The organism is Streptomyces monomycini, assembly GCF_022271435.1.
In the GTDB taxonomy this organism is placed as follows: domain Bacteria; phylum Actinomycetota; class Actinomycetes; order Streptomycetales; family Streptomycetaceae; genus Streptomyces; species Streptomyces monomycini.
Genome location: NZ_JAFIQY010000062.1, coordinates 12,258 through 35,664, shown reverse-complemented (window position 1 = coordinate 35,664; position 23,407 = coordinate 12,258). Strand labels below are relative to the sequence as shown.

General features: G+C 69.9%; 13 protein-coding genes and 3 pseudogenes. 7 read left to right on the top strand and 9 right to left on the bottom strand.

Features of this window, described 5'->3' with window-relative positions:
• Positions 1-33 precede the first annotated feature (33 nt).
• Positions 34-1,668: a polymorphic toxin-type HINT domain-containing protein gene (locus JXZ78_RS38155; RefSeq protein WP_238783666.1), complete on the top strand. Its 1,635-nt coding sequence runs from the start codon at positions 34-36 to the stop codon at positions 1,666-1,668.
• 29 nt (positions 1,669-1,697) lie between these two features.
• Complete coding sequence (locus JXZ78_RS38150) at positions 1,698-2,132, top strand: barstar family protein (RefSeq protein ID WP_030024366.1); 435 nt, start codon at positions 1,698-1,700, stop codon at positions 2,130-2,132.
• A gap of 213 nt (positions 2,133-2,345) precedes the next feature.
• Here the strand turns inward: JXZ78_RS38150 and JXZ78_RS38145 are convergent, their stop codons facing one another.
• From JXZ78_RS38145 to JXZ78_RS38120, 6 genes are all read right to left on the bottom strand, one after another.
• The gene (locus JXZ78_RS38145; protein WP_078624655.1) at positions 2,346-3,701 is read right to left on the bottom strand and encodes a TIGR02679 family protein; all 1,356 of its coding nucleotides are present in this window, start codon (positions 3,699-3,701) and stop codon (positions 2,346-2,348) included.
• The gene (locus tag JXZ78_RS38140; RefSeq protein WP_308281078.1) at positions 3,698-7,879 is read right to left on the bottom strand and encodes a TIGR02680 family protein; all 4,182 of its coding nucleotides are present in this window, start codon (positions 7,877-7,879) and stop codon (positions 3,698-3,700) included. Before JXZ78_RS38140 ends, JXZ78_RS38145 begins: the two co-directional genes overlap by 4 nt.
• Positions 7,876-9,195, bottom strand: coding sequence for a TIGR02678 family protein (locus JXZ78_RS38135; protein ID WP_030024363.1), 1,320 nt, complete (start codon positions 9,193-9,195; stop codon positions 7,876-7,878). The genes JXZ78_RS38140 and JXZ78_RS38135 overlap by 4 nt, the downstream gene beginning before the upstream one ends.
• Positions 9,192-10,727: a TIGR02677 family protein gene (locus tag JXZ78_RS38130; RefSeq protein ID WP_238783664.1), complete on the bottom strand. Its 1,536-nt coding sequence runs from the start codon at positions 10,725-10,727 to the stop codon at positions 9,192-9,194. Before JXZ78_RS38130 ends, JXZ78_RS38135 begins: the two co-directional genes overlap by 4 nt.
• A 172-nt stretch (positions 10,728-10,899) precedes the next feature.
• Positions 10,900-13,239 carry a DUF2786 domain-containing protein gene (locus tag JXZ78_RS38125; protein WP_050503004.1) on the bottom strand — a complete coding sequence of 780 codons (2,340 nt, stop codon included), beginning with the start codon at positions 13,237-13,239 and terminating at the stop codon, positions 10,900-10,902.
• 101 nt (positions 13,240-13,340) lie between these two features.
• Positions 13,341-13,493 carry a hypothetical protein gene (locus JXZ78_RS38120; RefSeq protein ID WP_157851743.1) on the bottom strand — a complete coding sequence of 51 codons (153 nt, stop codon included), beginning with the start codon at positions 13,491-13,493 and terminating at the stop codon, positions 13,341-13,343.
• Positions 13,494-13,556: 63 nt separating this feature from the next.
• Here JXZ78_RS38120 and JXZ78_RS38115 point away from each other — a divergent pair.
• Both JXZ78_RS38115 and JXZ78_RS38110 read left to right on the top strand, forming a co-directional pair.
• Positions 13,557-13,661 (top strand): annotated as a pseudogene (locus tag JXZ78_RS38115) (IS5/IS1182 family transposase); the annotation flags it as partial.
• 565 nt (positions 13,662-14,226) lie between these two features.
• Entirely contained in the window at positions 14,227-14,532 is a 306-nt protein-coding gene (locus JXZ78_RS38110) for a MafI2 family immunity protein (RefSeq protein WP_030024360.1), read from the top strand.
• Here JXZ78_RS38110 and JXZ78_RS38105 read toward each other — a convergent pair.
• Together JXZ78_RS38105 and JXZ78_RS40930 are read right to left on the bottom strand one after the other, a co-directional pair.
• A pseudogene (locus JXZ78_RS38105) lies at positions 14,529-15,333 on the bottom strand (IS5 family transposase). The gene JXZ78_RS38110 and the pseudogene JXZ78_RS38105 overlap by 4 nt on opposite strands.
• 37 nt (positions 15,334-15,370) lie before the next feature.
• Positions 15,371-19,027 (bottom strand): WD40 repeat domain-containing protein, encoded by a 3,657-nt coding sequence (locus tag JXZ78_RS40930; protein ID WP_157851742.1) that lies wholly within the window; start codon positions 19,025-19,027, stop codon positions 15,371-15,373.
• 264 nt (positions 19,028-19,291) lie between these two features.
• Between JXZ78_RS40930 and JXZ78_RS38095 the strand changes: the two genes are divergently transcribed.
• Both JXZ78_RS38095 and JXZ78_RS38090 read left to right on the top strand, forming a co-directional pair.
• Positions 19,292-19,702, top strand: coding sequence for a peptidase inhibitor family I36 protein (locus JXZ78_RS38095; protein ID WP_030024358.1), 411 nt, complete (start codon positions 19,292-19,294; stop codon positions 19,700-19,702).
• 81 nt (positions 19,703-19,783) lie between these two features.
• Entirely contained in the window at positions 19,784-20,659 is an 876-nt protein-coding gene (locus JXZ78_RS38090; RefSeq protein WP_157851741.1) for a hypothetical protein, read from the top strand.
• Positions 20,660-21,003: 344 nt separating this feature from the next.
• Here JXZ78_RS38090 and JXZ78_RS38085 read toward each other — a convergent pair whose 3' ends face one another.
• Positions 21,004-21,315, bottom strand: a complete 312-nt coding sequence (locus JXZ78_RS38085; protein WP_030024356.1) for an RICIN domain-containing protein — start codon at positions 21,313-21,315, stop codon at positions 21,004-21,006.
• 1,266 nt (positions 21,316-22,581) lie between these two features.
• Here JXZ78_RS38085 and JXZ78_RS38080 point away from each other — a divergent pair.
• Positions 22,582-23,398 (top strand): annotated as a pseudogene (locus JXZ78_RS38080) (IS5 family transposase).
• Positions 23,399-23,407 lie beyond the last annotated feature (9 nt).

The following is a 23,407-nucleotide window of genomic DNA, read 5'->3' as shown; positions in this document are numbered from 1 at the left end:
CAGGTGCACGACTTCGTCACCCTCGGCCAGTACATGGCCGACCGCAAGGACCAGCTCGCCGCCACCCACATCGCCCAGGTCCAGTCACTGGTCGCCGACGCCCAGCGCGTCGCCGCCCAGGCCCAGCGCAACCGCTGGATCGCCGCCGGCGCCGCCGCCAAGGCCCACGACGCCTCCGACCAGGCCGACAAGGCCGCCGCCGAGGCTCGGAAGTCCGCCGCCGAGGCCGACGGCTACCGCATCGCGGCCGACAAGGCCGCCGACAGCGCCGAAGCCAGCGCCGCCCAGGCCGCCAAATCCGCCAAGACCGCCCGCAACGCCGCCGACAACGCCCAACGCGACGCCGCCGACGCCGACCGCTCCGCGGCCCGGGCAGAATTCTCCGCCGAATACGCCCGCACTTCTGCCCGGCTCGCCGACGACGCCGCCGACGACGCCCGCGCGTCCGCACGTGATGCGGGGAAGAGCTCGGACGAAGCCTCCGCTCTCGCTTCCCAGGCGTGGACGGAGGTAAAGAAGAAGCGGGAGGCCGAGGAGGCCGAGGCACGCCGTAAGGCCGAAGAGGCGCGCAAGCAGAAGGAGAAGGAGCAGTCCGAGCAGAAGATCTGCTACGAACACCCCACCCGCGAGACCGCCGTCCTGCCCTGCCTTGCCGCCGGCGGCACGCTCAAGCAGATCGAGATCGACCCCACACTGAAAGCCGTCGTGTGGGAACTCGCCGACATCAACACGGCCCTGAACTGCGTCAAGGACCCCAATCTCGCCGACTGCGGCTCCTTCCTCATCGGCGTTACCCCCTGGGGCAAGGGCGTCAAACTAGCCGGCAAATTCGCCAAGGCCGGCGGCAAGGCCATCGAGAAGATCGGCGATAAAGTACGAAAGTGGATCGGGCCCGGGTGCAAGTGCTTCCTGGCAGGCACCAAGGTCCTCATGGCCGACCACACGACGAAGAACATAGAGACGGTCCGAAGCGGCGATTCCGTCATCGCCACCGACCCGGTGAGCGGCAAGACAGGCCGACGAACCGTGACCGCCTTGATCGTCACCGACAGCGACAAGCACTTCAACCGCCTCACCCTTGCCACACCCCGGGGCACGGCGAAGCTCACTGCTACCAGCGAGCACCCGTTCTGGTCACCCTCGAAGGAGGCGTGGGTCAGAGCAGGTGATCTCCGCGAGGGTATGACGCTCAGGTCCGATGACGGTACCGGCGTCAAGGTGGCCGGCAACCGCTCGTTCGACGGTCATGCTCGTACCTACAATCTTTCCGTCGCCGATCTGCACACGTACTATGTGCTGGCCGGTGCAACGCCGATCCTGGTCCACAACAGCAATTGTCTGATCGGATCCCCGATCAGGAAGGGCATTTTCGGCGAGAGCAAGGCCGAGACGGAAAAGCGGGTCAACGAGGTCGTCGACTTCTTCGATATGCACGGGCGACCGCCTTCGATGACGCACCAGGGCGGCAGAAGAGGCCGGCCTCCCGGCGAGTACGGAAACACCAATGGACAGCTACCGTCCAAGCCGCTCGGCTACTACACGGAGAGCGACGTCTGGCCTTCCGGCCGAGGCACAGGGGGCCGCGGAACGGACCGTCTCGTATTCGGAAAAACGGGCGAGGTCTACTACACGACCACGCACTACGACAATTTAATCCGGGTTCGCTGAGAATCTGGCGAAAGAAAGGCTGAAGAAGGATGCAGTGGCGGCCGATCACCCACATCATCCCGGACCTGTCCGGCCCTCCCTATCTACTTCCGGACAAGACCAGACCGGAAGTAGAGAACCGTGCCACGAGCCACGGCTTCGAGGTTCGACATGTCGATGCCGCAGGGTTCGATTCGGAGCGAGCCGCCTCCCTGGCCATCGGGCGACAGCTTGAGTTTCCAAACTACTTTCGCGGAGGCTGGGACGGGTTCTTCGACCTGCTCTCTGCTGAATTCCAGGAGAAGCCGCGTCGCCTGATCGTAGGGCTGCTGAATGCAGACGTCATTTCCGGTCGGGACCTGCGCCTGTTCGTGAACACATCGTGGCACCTTCGGGATGCATCGGAAACGATTGAATCCGACGGCGGCGGCGATTGGCAGCTTGAATTCCTCTACTGGGGAGCTTGGCCCCCGGTCGGGGGCTGAGACCGCCCCCTGCCCGCGAACCGCTGTGCGGCAACAGCAGACAGGACAGGCCCCACCGGGAATTCCGGTGGGGCCTGTCCTGTCTGCAGGGCGTTGGACGGCAGCGGTTGCCGGCAACCGCGACATCCAGAGGCCGGCGCAAGGCGGCGGCACGTCGCCATCGCCCGGCTGCACCGGTAAACCCGGCAGCCCCGCCGATGCCTCTTCGTGGCATCAGCCAAGCCCCGCAGCACCGTCGGCGAGATCCTCCACCAACACATCACCCACCAACTCCTCGACCACCGCGCAGCCGTGCTCTGCCATGGCCGTGGCCAACTCGGCGTCCCAAGGCGCTTCGGTGATGCGTCCGGCCGGCGGGCCGGCCGGGTTGCGGGCGACCGCCGTGCGATAGTCGGCTGCCGTCATGCGCCAGGGGCGGGCTGACGTCTTGTCCAGGACGTACGCGGCGATGCGGACGCCCTCGCCGTCGAAGTCGCCGTGGTAGCGCAGCGTGGCGCCGTGGTCCGCGAGCATGCGCAGGAGCTGGATCGCCGCGCTGTTGGGCCAGCCGGATGTGCAGACGAGCGGTGGGCAGTTCGGGCCGAAGCGGCGTACGGCGAGCGCCAGGATGCTGGGGTTCTCCACGGCGTGTACGACGGGTGCCGGGTCGGCGGCGAGGGCGAACTCGCCCGGGGACCGCAGTTGGGCGAGGGTCAGACTGGCGGCCTGGCCGGCTTCGGCGCAGACGCGGGCCACCCGGGCGAGCGGGCCGTCTCCGGCCGGGCGCAGTCCACCGACGAGAACGGTGGCGGACAGATCGTCGTCGGCGACGCCCGCGCGGGTCCACAGGGCGCGCCGGTCCGCCGCGGACTGCGGTGGCGCGGTGTCGTACAGGGTCGCCAAGGCGCGCAGGACGAGGGTGGACAGGGGTGTGCCGTCGTCGAGGGCGTGCGCATGGCCGTCGAGGACCCGGGCGGCGAAGACGGGCAACGGCTCGGCCTGGGCGGGCAGTTCGGCGAGCACCTTGAGCGCGTCCGTCAGCAGAGCTCGGGTCCGTTCCGGTGAGCCGCCGACCAGACCGGTGGCCCGGCAGGAGGCGGCCCAGTCGGCGAGCACCGGCTGGGCCCGTACGGTCTCGTGATCGGCCAGCCAGGCCCACAGCTCGGCGCGCTCGTCCTCCTGGCGGCGCCGGTCGCCCGACCGGTCGCCCAGGGGGCCGAAGAGTTCGGTGACGACGGCACGTACCGTACGGCCGGACAGCTCGCCGACCGCCTCTTCCAAGCGGGACAGGGGGACGGCAGGGCGGGAGTCCGGCAAGCGGTCGAGGCCGAGGAGGTCGGCGAGGGCCTCGCGCTGGGCGTCGTCGAGCGGCCCCAGGCGCACCCGGGTGACGGGACGGCCGGAGGAGAGGCGGCTGTGGACCGCGCGCCAGAGCGGGCGGAGTTCAGGACGGTGTTCGGGGCTGAGGTCGGGGCTGAGGTCGGGGCTGGGTTCGGGGCTGGGTTCGGGACGGTTTTCGGAGTGACGGTCGGGGCGGTTTTCGGGGCGGCGCCAGGTGCGTTCGGCCGGGAACGGTTCGGTGTGGGTCATCCCGCCTCCAGGTCGATGCCGTTCCACACGAAGCGGGCGCTGGTGACCGCGTCGTCCGCGCCGTCGGTGAGGAGTTGGTGGACGGCGATACCGGGCAGTTCACCGTAGGTGCACCACTCGTGGTCGGAGGTGACCATGAGGTCCAGGTCGAGTGCGGTGAGCAGGGCGAAGACCTGTCCGCGGTTCACGGTGTCGACGCCGACGAAGACCTCGTCCAGCAGGATCGGCCTGGGTGCCAGGGGCACGGCTTCGTAATGGGCGGCGACGGCGGCGAACAGCGGCAGGTGCAGGGCGATGGCCTTCTCCCCGCCGGAGAGCGCACCGTGCAGCTTCTTGGTCAGCGGCTGCCAGCCGGTGCCGTTCGCCCGGTCGAGGCGGACGGTGAAGCGGTGCCAGGCGGTGTAGTCGAGGACCTCGCCGAGCTGCTCCTCCCAGTTCGCGGCCGTATCGCCGTTCTTGGCCTCCTCGATCCGGGTCCGGAAGAAGGCGTGCAGCGCCTCCCGGTCGCTCTCGGTGACCCGGCCGGGGTCCTTCAGAAGCAGCTGCCGGGCGGTGCGGGTGCTGTCCGGCAGATCGGGACGGACGTCCCAGACGAGCTGGACGGCGACCTTGGAAGCGGTACGGACCCGCTCCAGGTGCCCGTTCATGCGGTCCACGAGTTCGCCGGCCTGACGGATGCGGGCTGCCAGATGGCGGCGGATGTCGCCGGTGAGGATCTGGTCGAAGAGGCGCCGCTCGGCGGTGGTGATGTCGTCACGGCTGCGGTCGCGCTCCTGGGTGAGTGCGGTGAGCAGGCCCGTTGCCCCCACGCGCACGCCGTCCAAGGTGGCGGTGAAGAGCTGAATGTCGTCGTCGGGCTCCAGATCCAGGTCGACCCGGGCGCCGAGGCGCTGGCGGGCCTCGTGGACCGCTTCGGACAGGCGGGTCGCGGCGTCGCCCAGGTTGCGTGGGGCATGGGGGACGCCCGGCCACTTCGCCGCCGTGGCGCGGGCAGCCTCCAACGTGGCCTTGGTGCCGTCCCCCAAGGCCTTGGTGCCGCCCCAGGTGTCGGGTTCCGGTGCGATGCCGGCGTCTTCGGCCAGCCCGGCCAGGCACAGGTGCCGGAACCGGTGCGCCGCGGCGTCCCGGGCCGCGCCGGCCTGCTCCCGTAGCTCGGCGTCCTGGCTGCTGGTGGCCCGCAGTCCTCCGATGCGCCCTTCCAGGCTCAGCAGGAGTTCGCCCACCTGGTCGGCCTCCGCACGGCAGCGGCGCAGCGCGGTACGCGCCTCGGCGACGCGCGCGACGATCTGCCGGTAGTCCTCGCCGACGGTGGCCTCCACCGCTTCCAGGCGCGCTTTCAGGCCCGCCGCCTCTGCTTCGGCGGCAGCCGCTTGATCGGCCTGTTCCTCGGCGGCCCGGCGCGAGCGCTGTGCCTGCGCGGCTGTCTCACGAGCCCTGTCGGCAGCGGCGGTCGCGGTGAGGCGGGCGTCCACCCAGCCGTCGGCGGTGTCCCGGAACCTGTCGACGGCGGCGGAGAGCTCACCCAACCGGTCGCGGTCGGTGGGCAGGTTGTGTTCCGCGGCCCGGCGGCTGAGCGTGCGCAGCGCGCTCGCCACCTTGTGCTCGCATCGCTCCAGACGGCCGGCGGCATCGCGTACGGCGTCGTCCCGGGCCGCCAGCCTCTCCTCGGCACGGTCCCGGTCACGCCGGCGGGTGTCGAGGTCCCGGTGGTCGGGGCGGGCGGCGCGGTCGGTGTCCAGCCGGGTGCGGCGCGCATCGAGGTCGCGCAGCTGGTCGTCGAGGTCGGCAAGGTCAGCGTTCCGTCCGCCGATGAGGTCGGTCAGTTCACCGATCCGGCGCTGTCGGGCCCGCTGGCGCGCGAGGGCGCCGATGTGGGCCGGTTCCGGCTTGTTCCACGTTCCGGTGGCCAGGGCGAGGCGCCAAGCCCCGTCGGCGGAGACGGCCGCGGGGTGGCTGCCGGGCAGCGTCGTGCCGTAGGCGACACCGGCGAGAATGCGGTTCACGGTGTCGGCCGGGACGGGGATGTCCTCCTCGGGCGTGAGCACGTCCAGCAGGCTGGCCCCGGGGGCGCTCACGGCCAGGGCCGCCTCGGCACGGGTGTCGTGCCCCGGCAGCGTGATGCCGTCGTAGGGGCTGACCCAGGCGTCCAGAAGGCCCGACGCCTCCAGTGCCGCTTCCACTGCGGCCTGTACGGGGAGCGGGACGCCTTCGCGGAAGGCGACCAGCCGCCACAGTGGTGCTCCGGCCGTCGCCGTGCGGACGGTGGTGCGGGTGCGCGGGGAGGGCGGCGGGAGGTCGGTTTCGCCGCTGAGCCGTCGTACCTCCTCCTCAAGTCGCCTCCGCTCCTCCAGCAGGCCCTGGCGGGTGGCCCGGGCGGTGGCCTCCGCCGTGCCGATCTCCTGTTCCAACGGGCGCGCGGCGGCTTCGGCCAAGGCCGTCACCTCGGCCTCGGCCGCGGCTGCGGCCGCCAGTTCCCCCGGGTCGGCGAAGCGCAGTTCCGTGCAGCCTTCGGCCCAGGCCAGCAGGCGTTCCGCCTGTGCGGCAAGGGCGTCGTCCCAGGCGCCGGACGCCTCGTCGCGCAGGGCGATCGCCTCGGCGAGCCGGCCACGGGCCCCGTCCAGCAGCTCCTCGGCGGCGCACCGGTCCCGTACCGCGCGATCGTGCTCCTCGATCGCCTCGGTGACGAGGGTGACCTGATGCCGTCGGGCGGTGACCGCGCCGCGGAGCAGCCGACGAGCCTCCCGGGCCCCGTTCTCGCCCGCCGTACGGGTGACACCGGGGCCTTCGGGCCGATCGCCGCCCGCCTCGCGTCCCGGGCCGTCGGGCAGAGTCACCGGCAGGCCGGCGTCCAGGATGGCCCTGACCTCGTGATGTATGGACTCCATGCCCGCTGTACGGGCCGAGCGGCGTGCTTCCTCGGCAGCTTCACGCGCATGTTCGTCCAGGCTGCGGGCTCGTCCCGCGGCCTCGTGCGCATGCCCCTGCTCCTTCTCTGCTCCGGCCTGGGCGGTCCGGGCGGCGGCGCGCTGCCGCCTGGCGGCAGCTGCCACGTCGTCGGTGCGGCGGCGGAGCCGGTCGAGTTCTTCCCCCTGCTTGTAGGCATCACTGTCGCGCAGGCCCTCGATGGTCTCCTCCAGGGCGTGCGCGCGCAGCTCGCACTCCTCACGCTGGATCTGGGCCGACTCACGTTGCGCCAGTGCCTGTTGCAACTCCTCGGCGCTGAGACGGGCGACGCGGGTGAGGTTGTCCATCTCGGTGGTCGCCGAGATCAGCGCGGCGGCTCCGGCACGCAGGACCCGTCGCGCGTAGGCGCGCTGCCGCGTCGCGACGGTTTCGGCAGCCGTGACCTCGTCGTCGAGCCGCTTGAGATGTTCGCGCTGGCGGTCCAGGCGCTCGAAGCCCTCGGCGAGTTCGGCGATCTCTCCTTCGCCCAGCGGGGGCAGGGCACGGGACAGCAGCGTGGAGAGCAGGGACGGGTCGAGCCGCTCGGACAGTTTGGGCTGGCGCAGCTGGAGCAGGGCGGACAGCAACGACTCGTAGCGCTGCTCGGCCATGCCGGCGAAGAGCTGACGCCGTACGGCGGCGCGGTAGTCGGTGGCCGAGGCGTGCACGTCGCCGCGGTCGCGGAGGGCGTCGGCGAGGGCGGCGCGGGTCAGTGGCTGCCCCGCCTCGTTGACCAGGCGCACGCCGCCGGGGTGGGCGATCCTGGAGCCGGTGGTGAAGTAGTCGGCGTGCACCCCGCTGGTGTGGACGCTCGCTTGCAGGCGCGCCCCGCAGCCGAACCACTCCTCGGTGCCGTCGTCGCCGACGCGACGGAACTCCATCCACACGTACCCGACACGCGTCTTGCCGGACGCGCCCTCGCCCAGCAGGTTCCAGTGCATGGTGCGCTCGGAACCGCCGAACGTGGACAGGCGGTTGGGGCGGAGACTGGCGTCGAAGAGGAAGGGCAGCAAGAGCTCCAGGGCCTTGGACTTGCCCGACCCGTTCTGCCCGCGCAGCAGCAGGCGGCCCTGGTGGAAGGTGAAGGTCTCGTCGTAGTAGCGCCAGACGTTGAGGATGCCCGCCCGATAGGGCTGCCAGCGCTCGCGGGCGGCGTCCTCCTCTCGTGCCGGGGTCACGGCCGTCTGCTCGGTGGGCTCCTGCCGCCGCGGGAGGGGAAGCTCGGTCACACTCACTGTCGGTCTCCTTCTGCGGCGTCGGCGACGGCATCGGCGACGGCATCGGCATCGGCATCGGCATCGGCGTCCCTGCTGGTCGCCTCCGTCAGCCGGTAGCGGTACGCGGCCGGGCGGGCGACGACTCGGCCCGCGGTCCGGCGGGCGAGCCCGGCATCGCGCAGTACGCGTACGGCTTCCTCCGCCAGCCGGGGCGCGCCGTCCGCCGACTGATACGCCTTCGCCCACCTCGGAAAGCGGCGCAGCAGATCCGCTCCCGCCTCGGCGAGCTGTTCGGGCAGCAGGCCGGCCGGCGCGGCGCACAGTGGTTCCAGGAGGAGCAGTGCGGCGACCCGGGCGGTGGACGTGTCGTCGGGGAACCGGGCATCGGTGGCTGTCCCGTCCGGGTCCACGAGCAGAAAGCCCTCGGCCCGTTCCTCCAGGAGAAAGCCTGCTTGCTCGACCGACCGGCGCAGGATCTGCCGTCCGGTCAGGGAGGTGACGTACGCCAGCTCGTCCTCGGCGAGGTCCGACCGGTACAGCACGGGGTCGTCGAAGAGACGGCGCAGCACCGAGTGGCGCAGCCGCAGGTTGCGCTGGGCGTCCGTGGCGGCGGGCTCGTGGTGCGTCTCGTCCACGCTGCCGTCACCGGCCACTCCTCCGTAGCGGCGCTCCCGCACCAGCCCCGCGAGGAGGTCCTCGAACCGCGCGGGCACCTCGTCCGGGGGCACGGCGAGCCGGGAGGCGCCGACAGGCGCGGCGGGCAGCCGCATCAGCAGGGTGGTGTCCACGCGGTAGAGCACCTTCGCCTCCGCGGTCTCGACGTACGTCTCGGTCGTCCCGTCCACCGCGCGCAACACGTCGTACGACTCCAGCAACTTCAGGATGTCGACGAACGCCATCCGCTCCGGCCGGTGGACCGGGTCGAACGCGGTCAGCGCACGGTCGGCCGCCGTGGCCTGGACGACACGGTCGGCGAGCACACCGATGGTCGTCATCGGTATCGACAGCAACTCGGCCGCGGTCACGCACAGCAGCACGTACCGCCGACGGTCGAACGGGGCCCGGCCGGAGCGCGTCCTACGGGCCGGCCGGGAGCCGTCCGGGTCCGTACGGACCTTGGTGAGGCGGGCGTGACCGCGGCGGGGCTCCACCACCAGGCTCCAACCGCACGTGTAGTCGAACCACTGGGCCAGTGGCTCGCGACGGCGCCGCACCAGCTCGAAGCCGGCCGGGTCGGCGGCTTCGGTCAGCAACGGGCGGGCCAGCAGGAGACGAATGGCGCGCGCGACCTCCTCCCGTTCCGCGGCGGCCAGCTGATTGGCGAGGGTGCTCATCCGGCCGCCTCCTGCTGCTGCGCGGGGCGCGGAGCGGGGAAGGCGCTCGCTCCGCCCGCAGCCGTGATGTGAACGACGTAGTCCGGCCCGGCCAGGGAGCCCTTCGTGGTGCGCAGCACGGCGGTGTGCTCGTCGGGAGGCGGCGACAGCACGATCTCCACCCGGCCGTCCCCCGTCGTGGCACGCCGCAGGCCGCCCGCGTCCGGTCTGGCCGACAGAGCCCGGCCCAGCAGGTCGAGCAGCCGGTCGAAGACGGCGGGGTCCAGCGTGCCGAAGGCGGAGAGCCGTACGGGCCCGTCGGTCTCCAGCGCTGCCCAGGCACGCGCGAGTTCCGCCCGCTCCGCGCGGGCCCGCTCCGCGCGCTCCGCCCTGACCGCCGCGACGTCCCGCACCTTGCCCGTACGGGTGAAGCGCTCCGTCCGCCCGCTGGTCCGCAGCAGCGCCGACACCTTCACCGGCGGGGCCTCGGTCCAGGATCGGGACGGCGGGATCAACTCCGGATCGGGGTGCGCAAGATGGGCGTGGCGGGCCGGGCCGAGGCCGAAGGCCGCCGACCAGAGCCGGTGCAGATCCTCTTCCGCCGGGGCCGCCGCGAACCAGCGCGCCAGCTCCCGGAAGTCCTGCACGGCGCTGGTGGACCGGCGCCGTGACTCGTTGATCCGCTCCAGGACCTGGAGCAGCGAGACGATGGCCCGCCGGGCGATGTCGTGCAGCTGCTCGATCCGGGGCCGCGCCCCGTCGTCCGGCAGGAACCACGCCCGCAGCCCCGCCCAGCGCGCCCGCCTGCCCTCCAGCCAGCCGGCCGCGGGATCCGCACCGGCCGTCGGCGGCAGCTCGGCCCCGCGCAGAGCCCGCTCGCGCAGCACAGCCGTACCCCGCTCCTCGACCCGGGTGACGGCAGCGGCGACGGCCTGCCCGCGCCGGTCGAGGTTGACCAGGAACTCCTGCAGATACGCGACGGTGGCGGCCTTGACCTCGTGAAACACCTCCAGGTCCGCGCCCTCGGCGCGCAGGAGCCGCTGGAGTTCGCCGTTGAACGCCTTGGTGTTCTCCACCAGGGCGTCCAGATGCCCCTCCAGCTCCCGCAGCGTGCTGAAGATCCGCCGGTCGGCCGAGGCGGGCTCGGCGGACAGCAGGCTCAGCTCGTCCAGCCGGTCGGCGATCGCCTCCAGCACGGCCGTCTGCAGCGCCCCCGTAGAGGCCAGCACCTCCAGCGCGTGCCGGACTCCGGCGAGCGCGGCCTCACCCCGCCGGGTCAGCGAATACTGAAGGTTGCGCCGCTCGTACTCCTCGGCCGTACGGTAGTTCTCCGCATGGTTGTGCACCACATCCAGCAGCTCCCACTGCACGAGCTTCTTGAGCACCTCGTGCAACTCGGCGTCCTCGACCGCCGCCACCCAGCCCACCGCACGCAACCGCTCCCGCACCGCGTCGAGCCCCAACGCCGTCTCCAGGTGCTCCCCGGCCACCCCGAAGGCGTTGAGCACCGCCCCGTACAGATCGGACCTCTCCACCGTCGTGAACCGGAACATCTCCGGTGGAACCCTGTGCACGCCTGTCTGCCTCACTTTCCACCGTGGTGGTGGCATTCGGTCTCTACCGTAGAGGGCGGCACTGACATCGTGAGCCGATCCCGAGGCGCGCTGCGGTCGCTGCCCGGCGCGTCGGCGGCAGCCGGACCCCTCGCCGTCCGCTGCCGCGCGATCAGCCGATGAACTGCTCGGTGCGTGACTGAGGAACGATGGTCGGCCCACCGATGTCGGCCCGACGGCCGTCGACACGGCCCTGCCGGTAACCCGTCCCCTTGAACCTCGTGGGCCGAGCCTTGCTCAACTTGGGGTAGCTGTCGTTCAGACGCGCATCCACCACTGCCGACCGGTCGGCAAGGACCAGGGCCACCGTGCGCCCCACCCGGTCTCCGCCCTCCGCCACCTCTTGCTCGTGCTCGGCGGCTTCCCGCGCCGCCGCCTGCGCGGCCTTGGCCCGGTCGGTCACCTCACGGATGAACCCGAGCATCCAGGAACGCTTGTAGGCCCGCGAGTCCTCCCCCGGCGGCCGGTGCAGGCGGTCGGCGCGGTCCGCTCCGTCCAGCATCTGCAGCCGCAGGCTGGCGAACAGAACCTCGCTCGCCTGGATGTCACCCTCGAAACCGAAAAGGTGGACCCGGTGGCGGTTCGCCTTGCCTCCGGGGTAGACCGAACGGCAGCGCATGGCTTCAGCGATCCAACTGAGCAGCCGCCGCATTTCCTTGGCATAGGGCGGGTGGACCTCGACCACCTTGTCCACGGGGCCGGCAGGCTGGTCCAGTCCTTCGAGCACGGCCTGTTCGATGCCGTACTTGGCCATGAGCTGCGTGGCCTTGGCGAAGAAGGCGCGGGACTCGTCCTCCGTGGCGGCCCGGTCCTCCGCCTTGCGGAGCAGAGCCCTCACCTTGGCGAGCAGTTCGGGTGGAAGGCTGCCGCCGGTGGTGCGACGGCCGGAGCAGGAAGCCTCAGGCTCTGGAGAAGGGGCCCCGCCGGGACCGCCTCCTCGACCAGGGCCCTCCGTGCCGTCGGTCTCGCCTGGTCCGTCCGCGCTCATCTCCTCTTCCCGGGCGATGAGGTCGGCGAGGTCCTCCGGGTCGGGAGCCAGCTCCGCCAACGCGGCCAGGGCCCAGCGTCGGTACGCCTTGGCGTCGTCCTCACGCACCAGGGCACGGACCGAGCGCAAGGTGCGCACCGTTCCGTCCGGGTGGATCGTCAGGAACACCAACGTTGCGTGGCCGAGTTGGGCCAGCGCGAGAAGAGCGCACAGGTCGAATGCGCTGTCCGGTTCGTACCGGACGTCGATGCCGGGGTCGGGATACCAGTCCGCCGACTCATCCACCTCGTCGAACAGCCCCCCGAACAGAGACGGCCCTGGGGCCGTCACGTCGTCATCGCCGGTCCGGACGCGGACGACGGAGGCCGACGGCCTCCCCGAGTAGGCAAGAGCGGCGGCCTTCTCCTGCGGAGAGCCGACGATGTGGTACCAGACGGGCACGGAACCCCGCATACCCTGCCAGGTCGTCTCTCCCCGCTCCCGGCGCTCCCGGGCCAGCCGCGCCACTCCGGCGCTCGGTACCTCGTCCCGCCAGGCGTCCTCGTCCGGCGGCACCTGCCAGTCGAGGAATATGTCCAGGTATTCGGCGGCATTGCGGTGCGCACCGGGCCGACTGCCGTCCAGCAGCGCCCGCTCAGCGACGGAAAGGGCATCGACGACAGGTTTCAGTACCAGCGTGGCGTAGCGCTTGGCGGTCTCGGACAGCTCCGCCAGGAAGGCCCGGGTGGCCTCGGACCCGGTCTCCTGATGGGCTCTGCGCCACGCTTCGAGATGATCGGCACAGGCCTGCTGTTCGGCCAGCCACCTCAGGTGTCCCGCGCCCTGGAGGCGCTCTTCGCGCAGCAGGACGGTGTCCTCGACTGCGGCGACGGTTCGGGGTGACCTGAGCACCGCGAGGGCCAGCAACCTCAGCGGTTCGGGCTCCGAGGCGAAGAACTCGGCGGGCGTGACGAGCGTACGACCGTGCCGTCGCGGTGACTGCTCGGGCTTGTCGATCCCCCCGTTCCGAGGCACCTCCGCCGACCAACGCGAGCACCACTCAGTGAAGTCCCGCACGGAGTCACCAGTACGCGTCTCATGCCGCCTCCACCACGACAGCGTCAACTCCTCCCACGCGGTGGCGTTCCACGACCAGACAGCCGGTTCTTCCCGGGCCCCCAGTCCCGACCGGAGCACTCGGACCGCTCCCGGCACATCATGGCGGTGCCCACCGGGAATCAGGCGCTCAAGCCACCGGACGGTCTCCGACACGGGCTGAGCACGCGCCTCGTCCGCGGCCACCCTGGCCACGGTGATCGCCGCGGGCAGGCGACGGTCTCCCAGATCCGCCGGAAGCAGCTCGTACAGAACCGGGACGGCGGTCTCCAGCACCTCGGCGAGATCCTGGATCCTGCCTTCGACCCATTCCTCGCGCATCCGCCGGAACTCAACTACCGAAGGCCCGTCCACGCGGCTTTCCGTCATGTGTCCCCCTCCTCAAACCCCCGCCTGCATGCGAGGGATCATCCCAAGAAGACAGACGGTAGGCGATCACACCCATGTCCGCCGCCGGCTGATACGGGGGTTCAGAGCGGGGCGACCAGGCCGGGTGATCGCCGGGCCTCCTCACCGAGCACGCGTACAGAGCAGTTCAGCGCGGCACGGACCGACAATTCGCGCTCCGGCAGGTGCAGAGTGTCCAGCTTCGCCCGCTCCCGCTCCTCCTTCATCTCCCGCACTAAGGGTTGTCCCGTAACTGCTGGTCACGGATGAGGTGACCTCGCTGAGTCTGGTGTGATCACGCGTCGGAGCCCTCCTGGACAGCCCCGTTCACCGGGCTGGGCTCGCGCCAGTTCGGCAAGCTGATCACCGCGCTCCGGCGTGAGGGCGCGGACCCGGTGCGCAAGTGATGTCAATACCGAGGGTGCGTGCGAGGACCACGGCGGGCAGCTCGGTGGCGAGTTGGAACAGGGCAGTGGAGCGGGTCTCTGCGAGTCGGATGCCGAGTTTGCGGCAACGTTCGCCCATGGCCCAGACACTGATCGGGCGGCCGGGCTGACCGCCGGGCAAGAGCCAGGGTGAATCCGTCCGGACGGGAACGGCATGCCTGGTTTTTCCGGGGGTGTTGTACGTTGACTCAGCCCCGGGAGAAATTCCGCTTTTTTGCGGCTTCTTTTCGTCTGCCGTGGGTGAATCAGCCAGCTGGCAGCCCGCGCGATGCGATCGGGAAGCGAGATGCCGGACGCCGAGGCTGGCTGCCGTTCCGTCACCGATCGAGTCCGCGTACAGGGCGCGGCCCACCACGGCGACATCGCCTCGATAGCGGCTCGACCGGGACGACATCGCGGTTACCTGGCTCGACGTGGACAACGTCGTCGTGGCGGAGATCATTACCGTCGACAACCGCACCATCGATCTAAGATGATGTCTCAGTTGGCACGATCGCTCGATGAACAGGCAGGATGCATTGGCATGGCAGACCCCGACCTTGAACGTGTCAACGGCATTGCACTCACTGCGGTGCAGGCCTTGCTAGGACTGATCTCCTCCGATGTTGTCGCGGTAGCGGTTGCGGTCGAGGAGGAACGAGTGCTGCTCTCCTTCTGGGTAGGGCGTCACACCGCTGAGATTGACGAAGACATCGCCGATGCGATCGGTGACCTGGAGGCATTTCTTTACCCGGACAACCCGCTGATCGAATCGCGGGTCTCGGTGGGGATGCCAGAGACTGCCTCCAGGGAGCGACACGAGCGCATGATCTATTGGGCCAAGTCCTAGACCTGTACTGCTCTGCGGTAGCAGGTGAAGATGCAGGCGATGCCGACGAAGGCGAGGAAGTGGTCGGCTGCGCGTTCGTAGCGGCGATGCAGGGGACGACGGCCGTTGAGCCAGGAGATGGCGCGCTCGATCACCCAGCGGTGCCGGCCCGGACGACTGGAGATCTCCTTGCCGCGGCGGGTGATGCGCGGGATGATCTGCCTGCGCCGCGACCAGTTACGCAGATGATCGAAGCCGTAGCCCTTGTCCGCGTGGAGCTTGGCCGGTCGGCGTCGTATGGGCCCGTAGCGGGGCCGGATCGGTGGGATGCCGCGCATGAGCGGGATGAGGGCCTGACTGTCGTGGAGGGGGCGCCGGAGATGCCTGCCGAGATCGGCAGCCCGTTGCGGCTCCGGATGACAGGGATCTTCGACCCGAGCTTGCCGCGATCGGTCGGATGCGGTCCGGTCAAGGGTTCCCTTCAACCGCACGGACGCTGACCGCGTCCATCGCGCTCCGCGACCCGTCCAACTCGCCGTTCGCGCCGAGCCGGTCGAGCATCACGCGGTGCGGCTTGGCCCACACTCGGGCCGTGGACCAGTAGCTGAAACGGCCGTGCACCGTCTGTCAAGACGCACCGAAGACGGGCGGCAGTTGCCGCCAGGTGCAGCCCGATGTGTCCACGAAGATGACTGCGGCGAGCACCGCACGATCGTCGCACCGCCGACGGCCGCCGCCTTGAGTGCGAGTTGGTGGCTTCGGCGCCACGTCCAGGAGGATTTCCCACAGCCCATCCGGCATGAGCCGTTCCACTATGCCCATGCCAGTACGACGATCCGACGCCGATCAAGACATCGTCCTATGAAGGGCATAGGTCCTGCACCGGCTGGCCCGGGAGGAGCCGGGACCAGTGATGGATGGTACTGAGGCGGCACACGCGTGTGGCGACGTCTTCCGCGTCGGTGTTCCAGATGCGGGTGGTGCCGCGGGGGGCGATCGTCGCCAGCGCGTGTCCGTCCGGGGAGAAATGGAGGCTACTGCCGACTTCGGAGCCGGTGAGGGCGGCGCGCAGGCGGTGGGTACGGGTGTCCCACATTCGGATGGTGCCGTCGGAGGTCGTGGTGGCGAGGGTGGAGCTGTCGGGGCTGAAGGCCATCGCACGAGTCAGGCCGGCGTTCGTGCTGAGTGTGGCGGTGACACGGCGGGTGGCGACATCCCACAGCCGCACACTGTTGACGGTGTTGCCGACGGCCAGGGTGCGGCCGTCCGGACTGAAGGACAGAATCCTGGTGGCGTCCTTGGGGCCGTGCAGAGGTGTGACGACAGCCTGCTCGGAGCCGAGGGTCCACAGCCTCGTGGTGCCGTCGGCGCTGACGGCGGCCAGGGCACGGCCGTCGGGCCGCAGAGCCAGGCCGAGCACCGAGGCGGGTGCGTGCTGGACGGCGGTGAGCTGCTGGGCGTCGACGTTCCACACCCGGATGGTGCCGTCGTTGCCGGTGACGGCCAGGGTGTGCCCGTCTGGAGTCATCGACAGCCGCCATGTGGTGGCAGCGGGCGTGGCCTGGGGGAGTACCGCGAGGAGCTTGCCTGTCACCAGGTCCCGCACGCGTACGACGCCATTGTTGTCGACTGTGGCCAGCGTCCGGCCGTCTTCGCTGGCCACCTTCGCTTTGGCGGGCTGCGGGGGGTGCGGGGAGGGTGGGACGGCGCGCGGTGGAGTCGTTGACCAGCGGGTTACCAGGTTGTTGTGGTCGACGGTGAGAAAGGAGTGGCGGTCCGCGAAGGATGTGTCGGCAGTGGTGGTGCCGGTGCGCCCGGTCAGTGTGGTGGGGCGGCGCCTGGCCACGTCCCACAGGAGGGCGGTGGAGCCTTTGCCGGTGGAAGCCAGGGTGCGGCTGTCGGGAGAGAATGCGAGGGCGTAGACGGGTTGTACCACGGTCAGCGTGGCCAAGGTGGTGCGTGCGCGCGGGCGCCACAACCGGACGGTGCCGTCAAGGCTCGCGCTGGCCAGGGTGCGGCCGTCCGGTGAGAACGCCACCTCTTGTATCTCGTCACTGTGGCCGGCCAGCGTCGTGAGCAGACGGCGGGAACGCACGTCCCACAGCTTGAGCTCGTGGTCGGTGCTTGCCGTGGCGAGTGTGCGGCCGTCCGGAGCAAAGGCCACGGCGTTGATGGCACCGGTGTCTCCGGCCAGCACGGCGGAGGCCTTGTGGGTGGAGATGTCCCACAAGCGGGTGGTGCGGCTCATGTCGGCGCTGGCCAGGGTGCGGCCGTCCGGCGAGTAGGCCAGCCGCATCACTCCGTCGGCGTGCCCGGTCAACACGGCGCGTTCGCGGTGATCACGCACGTGCCAGAGACGGACCGTACGATCACTGGCGGCGCTGGCCAGCTCCTGGCCGTCGGGAGAGAAGGCGACGTCTTCGACCGTGTTCGTGTGGCCGGCCAGGGTCGCCAGAAGACGGCGGGAGCGGGTGTCCCACAGTTTGATGCTGCGGTCGTTGCCGGCGCTGGCCAGAGTGCGGCCGTCCGGTGAGAACGCCACCGTGTTGACGAGGTCGGTGTGGCCGGCCAGGGTCGCCAGAAGACGGCGGGAGCGGGTGTCCCACAGTTTGATGCTGTGGTCGATGCTGGCCGTGGCCAGGGTGCGGCCGTCCGGAGCGAAGGCCGTGCTGCTCACCGGCAGGCTGTGGCCGGTGAACTGGTCGGTGTGGAAGCGGGCGTAGGCGCTGAGCAGCCCGCCCCGCGCTTCCACCGTGGGGGCCTGGCGGTACCCGTTCAGGGCAAGGAGCATGGCGGCCTCGGGCCGGGAACCGCTCAGCCGGAGGGCTCGGTCGGCCAGTTGCCGTGAGGTGGCCAGCCGCTGTTGTGCGTCCGCCGCTGACGACTTGCGTACGGCTATCACCGTTGCGGCCACCGCCAGGACCAGCAGCACACTGACGACTGCCGTGAACTGACGGCTGCGGCGGGCGCGCCGCTGGGCGGCGCGGACGGACTGGTCGAGGAGGTCCCTCTCCAGCGCGGACAGTTCTGCCTGCTGAGCGGGGGTCTGGAAGGCATGCTGGGCGTCTGCGAGCGCGGTTCCGCGCAACAGCGCTCCGCTGTCACGGTGGCGTTCGTGCCAGTTGCGGCTGGCGTCGGTCAAGCGCCGGTGGTGTCGCAGGCGCTCGCGGTTGTCCTCGATCCATTGGTGCAACCGGGGCCATGCGGTCATCAGCGCTTCGTGTGCGAGGTCGACGGTGTTGTCGTCCAAGGTGACCAGCCGGGCACGAGCCAATCGTTGCAGCACGGCGTCCGGGGCCGCGTCCGGAGCGGGGGCCTCGCCGGGGGTCGCGTGGTGCGTAGTGGCGAGTTCGGCCCGGTCGACGGGGCGGCGGGTGTCCGGGGTGCCTTTCCCCGGGGTGATCAGGCGCAGCAGTATGTGCCGGGCAGTCTCGGCCTGGGCCGGGGTGAGTCGGGAGTAGAAGTCCTCGGCGCTCTGGGCGATGGCACCGTGGATACCGCCGGCGGCCTCGTAACCCTCCAGCGTCAGGGCGCGGCCGCGGCGTCTGCGCCAGGTCTCCAGCAGCGTGTGCGACAAGAGCGGCAGGGCCCCCGGCTCCTCACCCGTCTCCTTGAGGAGGCGGGCGGTCAAGGCTCGCTCCACTATCAGCCCTGCGGTGGCCGCGGGTTTGACGATCACCTCCCGCAGTTCGTCCGCGCTCATCGAGCCGACCGGCAGGCTCGCCTCGGCGAGGACTTCCACCAGGCCCTCGTGCTGGAGGCAGTGAGCGTAGAAGTCGGCCCGGGTGCCCATCACCACTCGCAGCCGGCTGCCGGCGTCCCGGGCCGACAGGAGCAGGCCGATGAACTCTCGTCGTTCCCCCGGGTCGTGGCAGAGGGTGAAGACCTCTTCGAACTGGTCCACCACCAACCACGTGTCTCCCACCTCTGGGGCGGGAGTGAACCGTCTGCGGTGTTCGTGCACCGGTCGGGGGCCGGGGGTCAGGATGCGGATCGTCGCCGGACGCAGGAACGGCTCCTGCGAGCTCTGCAACCCGGGGATGAGCCCGGCGCGCAACAGGGAGGACTTCCCGCTGCCCGAGGGGCCGAGCAACATGACGCACCGGTGGGCTCGGGCCAGGGCCGCGAGGCTGTCGGTGAGGCGGGCCCGCCCGAAAAACCGGGCATGGTCACCGGGTTCGAAGCGGGCCAGGCCACGGTAGGGAGGATCCGTCAGCTCCTCGTCCCGGTCGCGGGGTTGACGGGCCTCGTCATCCCGTGCGGCCTGCCATCGTCTCTCCCACTCGTGCGGGTTCCCGCCGCACGCCTGCACATAGGCCAGCGCCAGCGGCAGCGGCAGCGACGGCAGTGTCTCGCCCGCCGCCGCGCGAGCCAGCGCGGCGGTCGAATATCCCGCCTTCTGGGCCATCACCCGGTAGGTCGGGCTGCCCGCCTCCCCCCGCAGCTCACGTAATGCGAAGGCGAACCGCTGCACCGGTCCCGCACCCGGATCGATCGGCTTTTCACGTCGCCCCACCGCAGCCCGGCCCCCGTCCGTGTATGACCGCCGCCCACCTCATCAGCACTTCCACAGCGCCACAAGGCGCCCACAAGCCAACCCCAGCCGCCCCACCGAGCCTTCGTTGTTTTGTCTACCTGCACGAACCGGGGCTGCGAGACAACCAACCGGCCACTGAGATCGCTAAGGCACGGCCCGGACCGTCATCTCCGATCAGGACTGTCCCGGGCTCGCACAAGTGCCGAACACACCGCAGCTACACCGACATCGAAGGAGATCATCATGCGCATGGGCCGGATAGCGGCGCTGAGCATCGGTATCGCCACGCTCACGGCTGGGGCGGTCGTTCCCGCGGTTGCCCACAGTTCCGAGGGCGCGGCGCAGATCCGCCAGACGCAGTCCGACTCCGGTGATCGGGCCAGGGGGGCTCTGTGGCTGTACCAGAACAGCCACTACAAGGGCGGAAAGAAGAAGATCACGAGCAAGGACGCGAACTTCAGGAACAACTACTTCAGCAACGGCAAGAGCCTCAACGACCGCGTCAGTTCCGTGAAGAACCGCTCCTCCAAGGCATGGAGGCTGTACAAGGACGCCGGTTACCACGGGCCGAGCACGAAGATCCTCCCGAACCACCAGCTCTTCAACCTGCGGTCCACCAATGTGGGCAACGACGCCGCGAGCAGCGTCAAGTAGGCGAGTAGGCAAGGAGCGCAGGGTGGTGCCGACAGAGCCGTCGGCACCACCCGTACCGCTGTCCCACGAGAAGAGGCCGTCGTGATCGTCTCTGTCCGCCCGAGGGCCGTCACCCTGCTGTTCCTTCTCGCGGCCACCGGCTGCGCGGGAGCACAGGCGAAGCCTCCCGAACCTCGTCCGCCGGTGGGCCCCACCGTCGGCGCGGAAGCCAGGAATCTGACCCTGCCCTTCGACTCCTACGCCCAGTCCGACGCCGACCTGCTCACCATCTCCTCCGCCGAGGACATCCTCATGGGCGACTGTATGCGCGCCCGGGGCATTACATGGAAAACGCTGCCCGGCACCCCCGGCGAGGACGCGGATCCGCCGAACCGCCGCCGCTACGGGGTCATCGAACCCGAGGTCGCCCACCGCTACGGTTACCATCCACCGCCCGACCCTCCCGCAGTGGCGCGGCACAAGGCCGACGAGAAGGCGCGGGACGCGGCGCTCGGCCCCCGGGAGCGGCGAGCCGCTTACGGCACCGACGGTGTGGGCGGCTGTTGGAAGAAGGCGCACGCCCACCTGGAACAACACATACCGGAATCCGCCGAATCCCTGTTCAACGACCTCAACCTGCGCCTCTTCGACAGGTCACAACGCGACGCCGGCGTCGTCCGGGCCGTCCGGGCGTGGAGCGCCTGCATGGGGCGCGCGGGCTTGCACTATGCCACCCCCGCGCAGGCCTCCGACGCCCCCGGATGGAACAAGTCCCCACGTGTCACGGCCCGTGAGGTCGAGGTGGCCGACGCGGATGTGCGCTGCAAGCAGGAGACCCGCCTCGTCTCCACCTGGGCCGCCGCGGAAGCCCGTATGCAACGAGCCGCACTCGCCCGGCACACCGCAGCTCTGGAGGCGTTGAAGACGGGATTCGCACGCTGGCTGGCAAACGCCCGCGCGGTCCTCAGCGGCCGGTAGGGGGCGGTGCCCCCGGGCTGCCGGCCCCTGCGGTGGCGGTGTCTCGCACGATCGCCGGACTGGAGCAGTCCAGGAAGGACGGCAGACCCTGGTGGTGCAAGCAGAGTGTCCCTGCTGCCGGTGCCCGAGAACATGCCCGAGCCCGGGCACCGGCAGCACACCCGGGTCAGAAACCGTGGTCAACGGGAACGTCGACGGCGCCGCGGCGCTGGAGCATCCCCGGCACAGAAGATGCGAACGCGCTCAGTGACGTCTCAGCCCAGTGCTACTCCCGCCCCACCTCCCGAACCGCCACCGCGGCCGGGCTGGTCCGGGTCGGAAGCAGCCGCGGCGTGTGCGGTGGATCAGCTCCAGCACTGGTGCTTGATGCTGCCGTCGAAACGGGCGTACACCCCATGGCTGTTGACGCCGATGGTCTTGCCGGTGGCCTTGTTGACCAGACGCCAGCCCATGGAGTCCTTGATCTCGCGCCACTTCTGGTTCTTGCCGCCGTTGCACGAGTGGGTGTAAACGGTGCCGTTCTTCCTGCTGTCCAGGCACCAGCCGTCGGTCGAGTTCTTCAGGGTGAACGTCCCGTCGGCCTGCTTCGTCGCGCGCCAGTTGGTGATCCGCAGGTCGCACTTGCCGGTGCTGACCGTGTCATGGAGGGACGACAAGCACTGGCCGGTGGCCTTGTTCTTCCACTGGACGGTCTTGGTGGCAGCGGAAGCCTGCCCCGAGTCTCCGACGATCAGTGCCGGAGCGAGAACTGCTGCGGCCGCAGCCGCACCTATCAGACGCTTCTTTCACTTCGGGCACACGCCCGGCGGGCAGGTAACGGTTCCCGTGGCTGCCGGTGTACGCCGGTCAATCCCGGTGTACGGGGCGTCCTGCGCGGCACGGCGTGCACACTGCGTGGGGCGGTGAACGCATGTGTCCGTGCGCCCGGTGTGCGGCGCGCTCGAAGGGCCCTGCTGAGAGTTCCGTTGCGGAAGACAAGGCGGTGCAAGCCCAAGCGGGGAAAGCCACGTGACGTTCGGTGCCCAGTGTTTCCCCACTGCGGGAGCTGCTCGCCGAGGCACTGGCCGACCAGGACGGCCCCTCCAGGCCCCTCAACCGGCACGACCGTGAAACAGCTGGAGAGTCCTTCGCGCAGGTCAGCCTGCATCAGCCACTCATCAAGGCAGATCACCACGTTCACCGGTCTTCTCCGGGACATCTGGCCAGCAGGATTCAGCGCATCTGCGCTCAACGTCGCCTTCCCTCGGCGCCCCATTGCCGCTCGTCATCTTGACGTGGCTTGACCTGCCCGAAAAGAAGCCTGACGCCCCACCAGAAGGAGCGTCACGTGCGCCATTTCAGCGTCAAGACATCACCCGTAACGCCCACACCGCACGCCTCGTGCGCACGCGCAAAACCGCAGGTCAGGCGCCCTTACCAGCCTTCTCCAAAATCATCACGCACTCCACATGATGCGTAACCGGAATCGTGTCGCCTCGGCCAACGGCCAGGAGAAGTGCAGGTCAGAAACCATTTCTTGGCCCATGAGGCAGGTTGTCGAAGGTCCGGAGCGTCAAACGAGCGTCACGGCCGCCGTACGCCTTCGAAGCCGCCTCGCTTGACACCGTCGTCAGCCATGGAGATGGCAGTGGACTCTGCTACGAGACGTTAGCGGTCCTGCAATGAGGTGTGTCAGTAGGTAGTCGTCTCGACGGAGTCGATGAGCTATAGCCTCGTCGGCGCGGACGGCTGTGTCACTATCAGTGCCCACCAGAAGGCCGGAGTCGACAAGCCCCACGATGGCTGCGGCCCACTCCGGCGAGTCCCGGTCGCGCGGGGGACTGTTCCAGCGTGGTGCGTGTGGAAGTGCACTGAGGAACCTTGCAGAATGATCTTCGTGTGGCACGGTAGAAGGACAGATGTTCTCGTTCCTCAGGGTGAGGATGGCACGGCGGAAGTCGTGGGAGGTTAGCGATGAGCTGTGGGCGGTGATCGAACCGCCGCTGCCCCGGCACGAGCGGTACTTTCGGTATCCGGGCCGCAGGCGGATCGATGACCGCAGGACGCTGCACGGCATCCTGTTCGTGCTCTATACCGGCATCCAGTGGGAGTTCTTGCCGCAGGAGCTGGGGTCGGCTCCGGTCCGACGTGCTGGCGGCGCCTGGCCGAATGGCAGCAGGCCGGCATATGGGAGGAGCTCCAGCAGGTGCTACTGGACCGCCTGCGGGCAGCGGATCGGCTGGGCTTCTCCCGCGTCACCACCGATGCCTCGCATGTGCAGGTCAAGCGGGGCGAAGCTGCCCAAAAGTCGGCCCGAGCCCGGTTGACCGCACACGACCGGGCTGCAAGCATCACGTGGTGACCGATGCCCGGAGCACCCCGTTGCGGGTGTCCCTGACCGGCGGCCACCGCAACGACATCACCCAGCTTCTGCCCCTGGTCGACGAGGTGCCGCTGGTGCGCGGCAAGCGGGGCCGGCCCCGGCGTAAACCCCGCGCGTTACACGCCGATCGCGGCTACGACCACGACCTCTTCCGCCGTCGGCTGCGGGAGCGCGGCAACACACCGAAGGTCGCCCGGCGCGGGCAGCCGCATGGCTCGGGCCTGGGCCGCATCCGATGGGTCGCGGAATCCGCCATTGCCCACCTCCGCGGTCCCCGACGCCTGCGGATCCGCTGGGAAGCACGCGACGACATGCACGACGCCTTCCTCCAACTCGCCCACTGCATGACCCTCGCACACAGACTCCCAACATTGTGAGTGGACTCC

Excerpts from the sequence above, each read along its gene's own strand:
- JXZ78_RS38095 (WP_030024358.1), top strand. The coding sequence starts at position 19,292 with ATGCGCATGGGCCGGATAGCGGCGCTGAGCATCGGTATCGCCACGCTC.
- JXZ78_RS38135 (WP_030024363.1), bottom strand. The coding sequence starts at position 9,195 with ATGAGCACCCTCGCCAATCAGCTGGCCGCCGCGGAACGGGAGGAGGTC.
- JXZ78_RS38110 (WP_030024360.1), top strand. The coding sequence starts at position 14,227 with ATGGCAGACCCCGACCTTGAACGTGTCAACGGCATTGCACTCACTGCG.
- JXZ78_RS38155 (WP_238783666.1), top strand. The coding sequence starts at position 34 with ATGGCCGACCGCAAGGACCAGCTCGCCGCCACCCACATCGCCCAGGTC.
- JXZ78_RS38125 (WP_050503004.1), bottom strand. The coding sequence starts at position 13,239 with ATGACGGAAAGCCGCGTGGACGGGCCTTCGGTAGTTGAGTTCCGGCGG.
- JXZ78_RS38130 (WP_238783664.1), bottom strand. The coding sequence starts at position 10,727 with ATGTTCCGGTTCACGACGGTGGAGAGGTCCGATCTGTACGGGGCGGTG.
- JXZ78_RS38150 (WP_030024366.1), top strand. The coding sequence starts at position 1,698 with ATGCAGTGGCGGCCGATCACCCACATCATCCCGGACCTGTCCGGCCCT.
- JXZ78_RS38145 (WP_078624655.1), bottom strand. The coding sequence starts at position 3,701 with ATGACCCACACCGAACCGTTCCCGGCCGAACGCACCTGGCGCCGCCCC.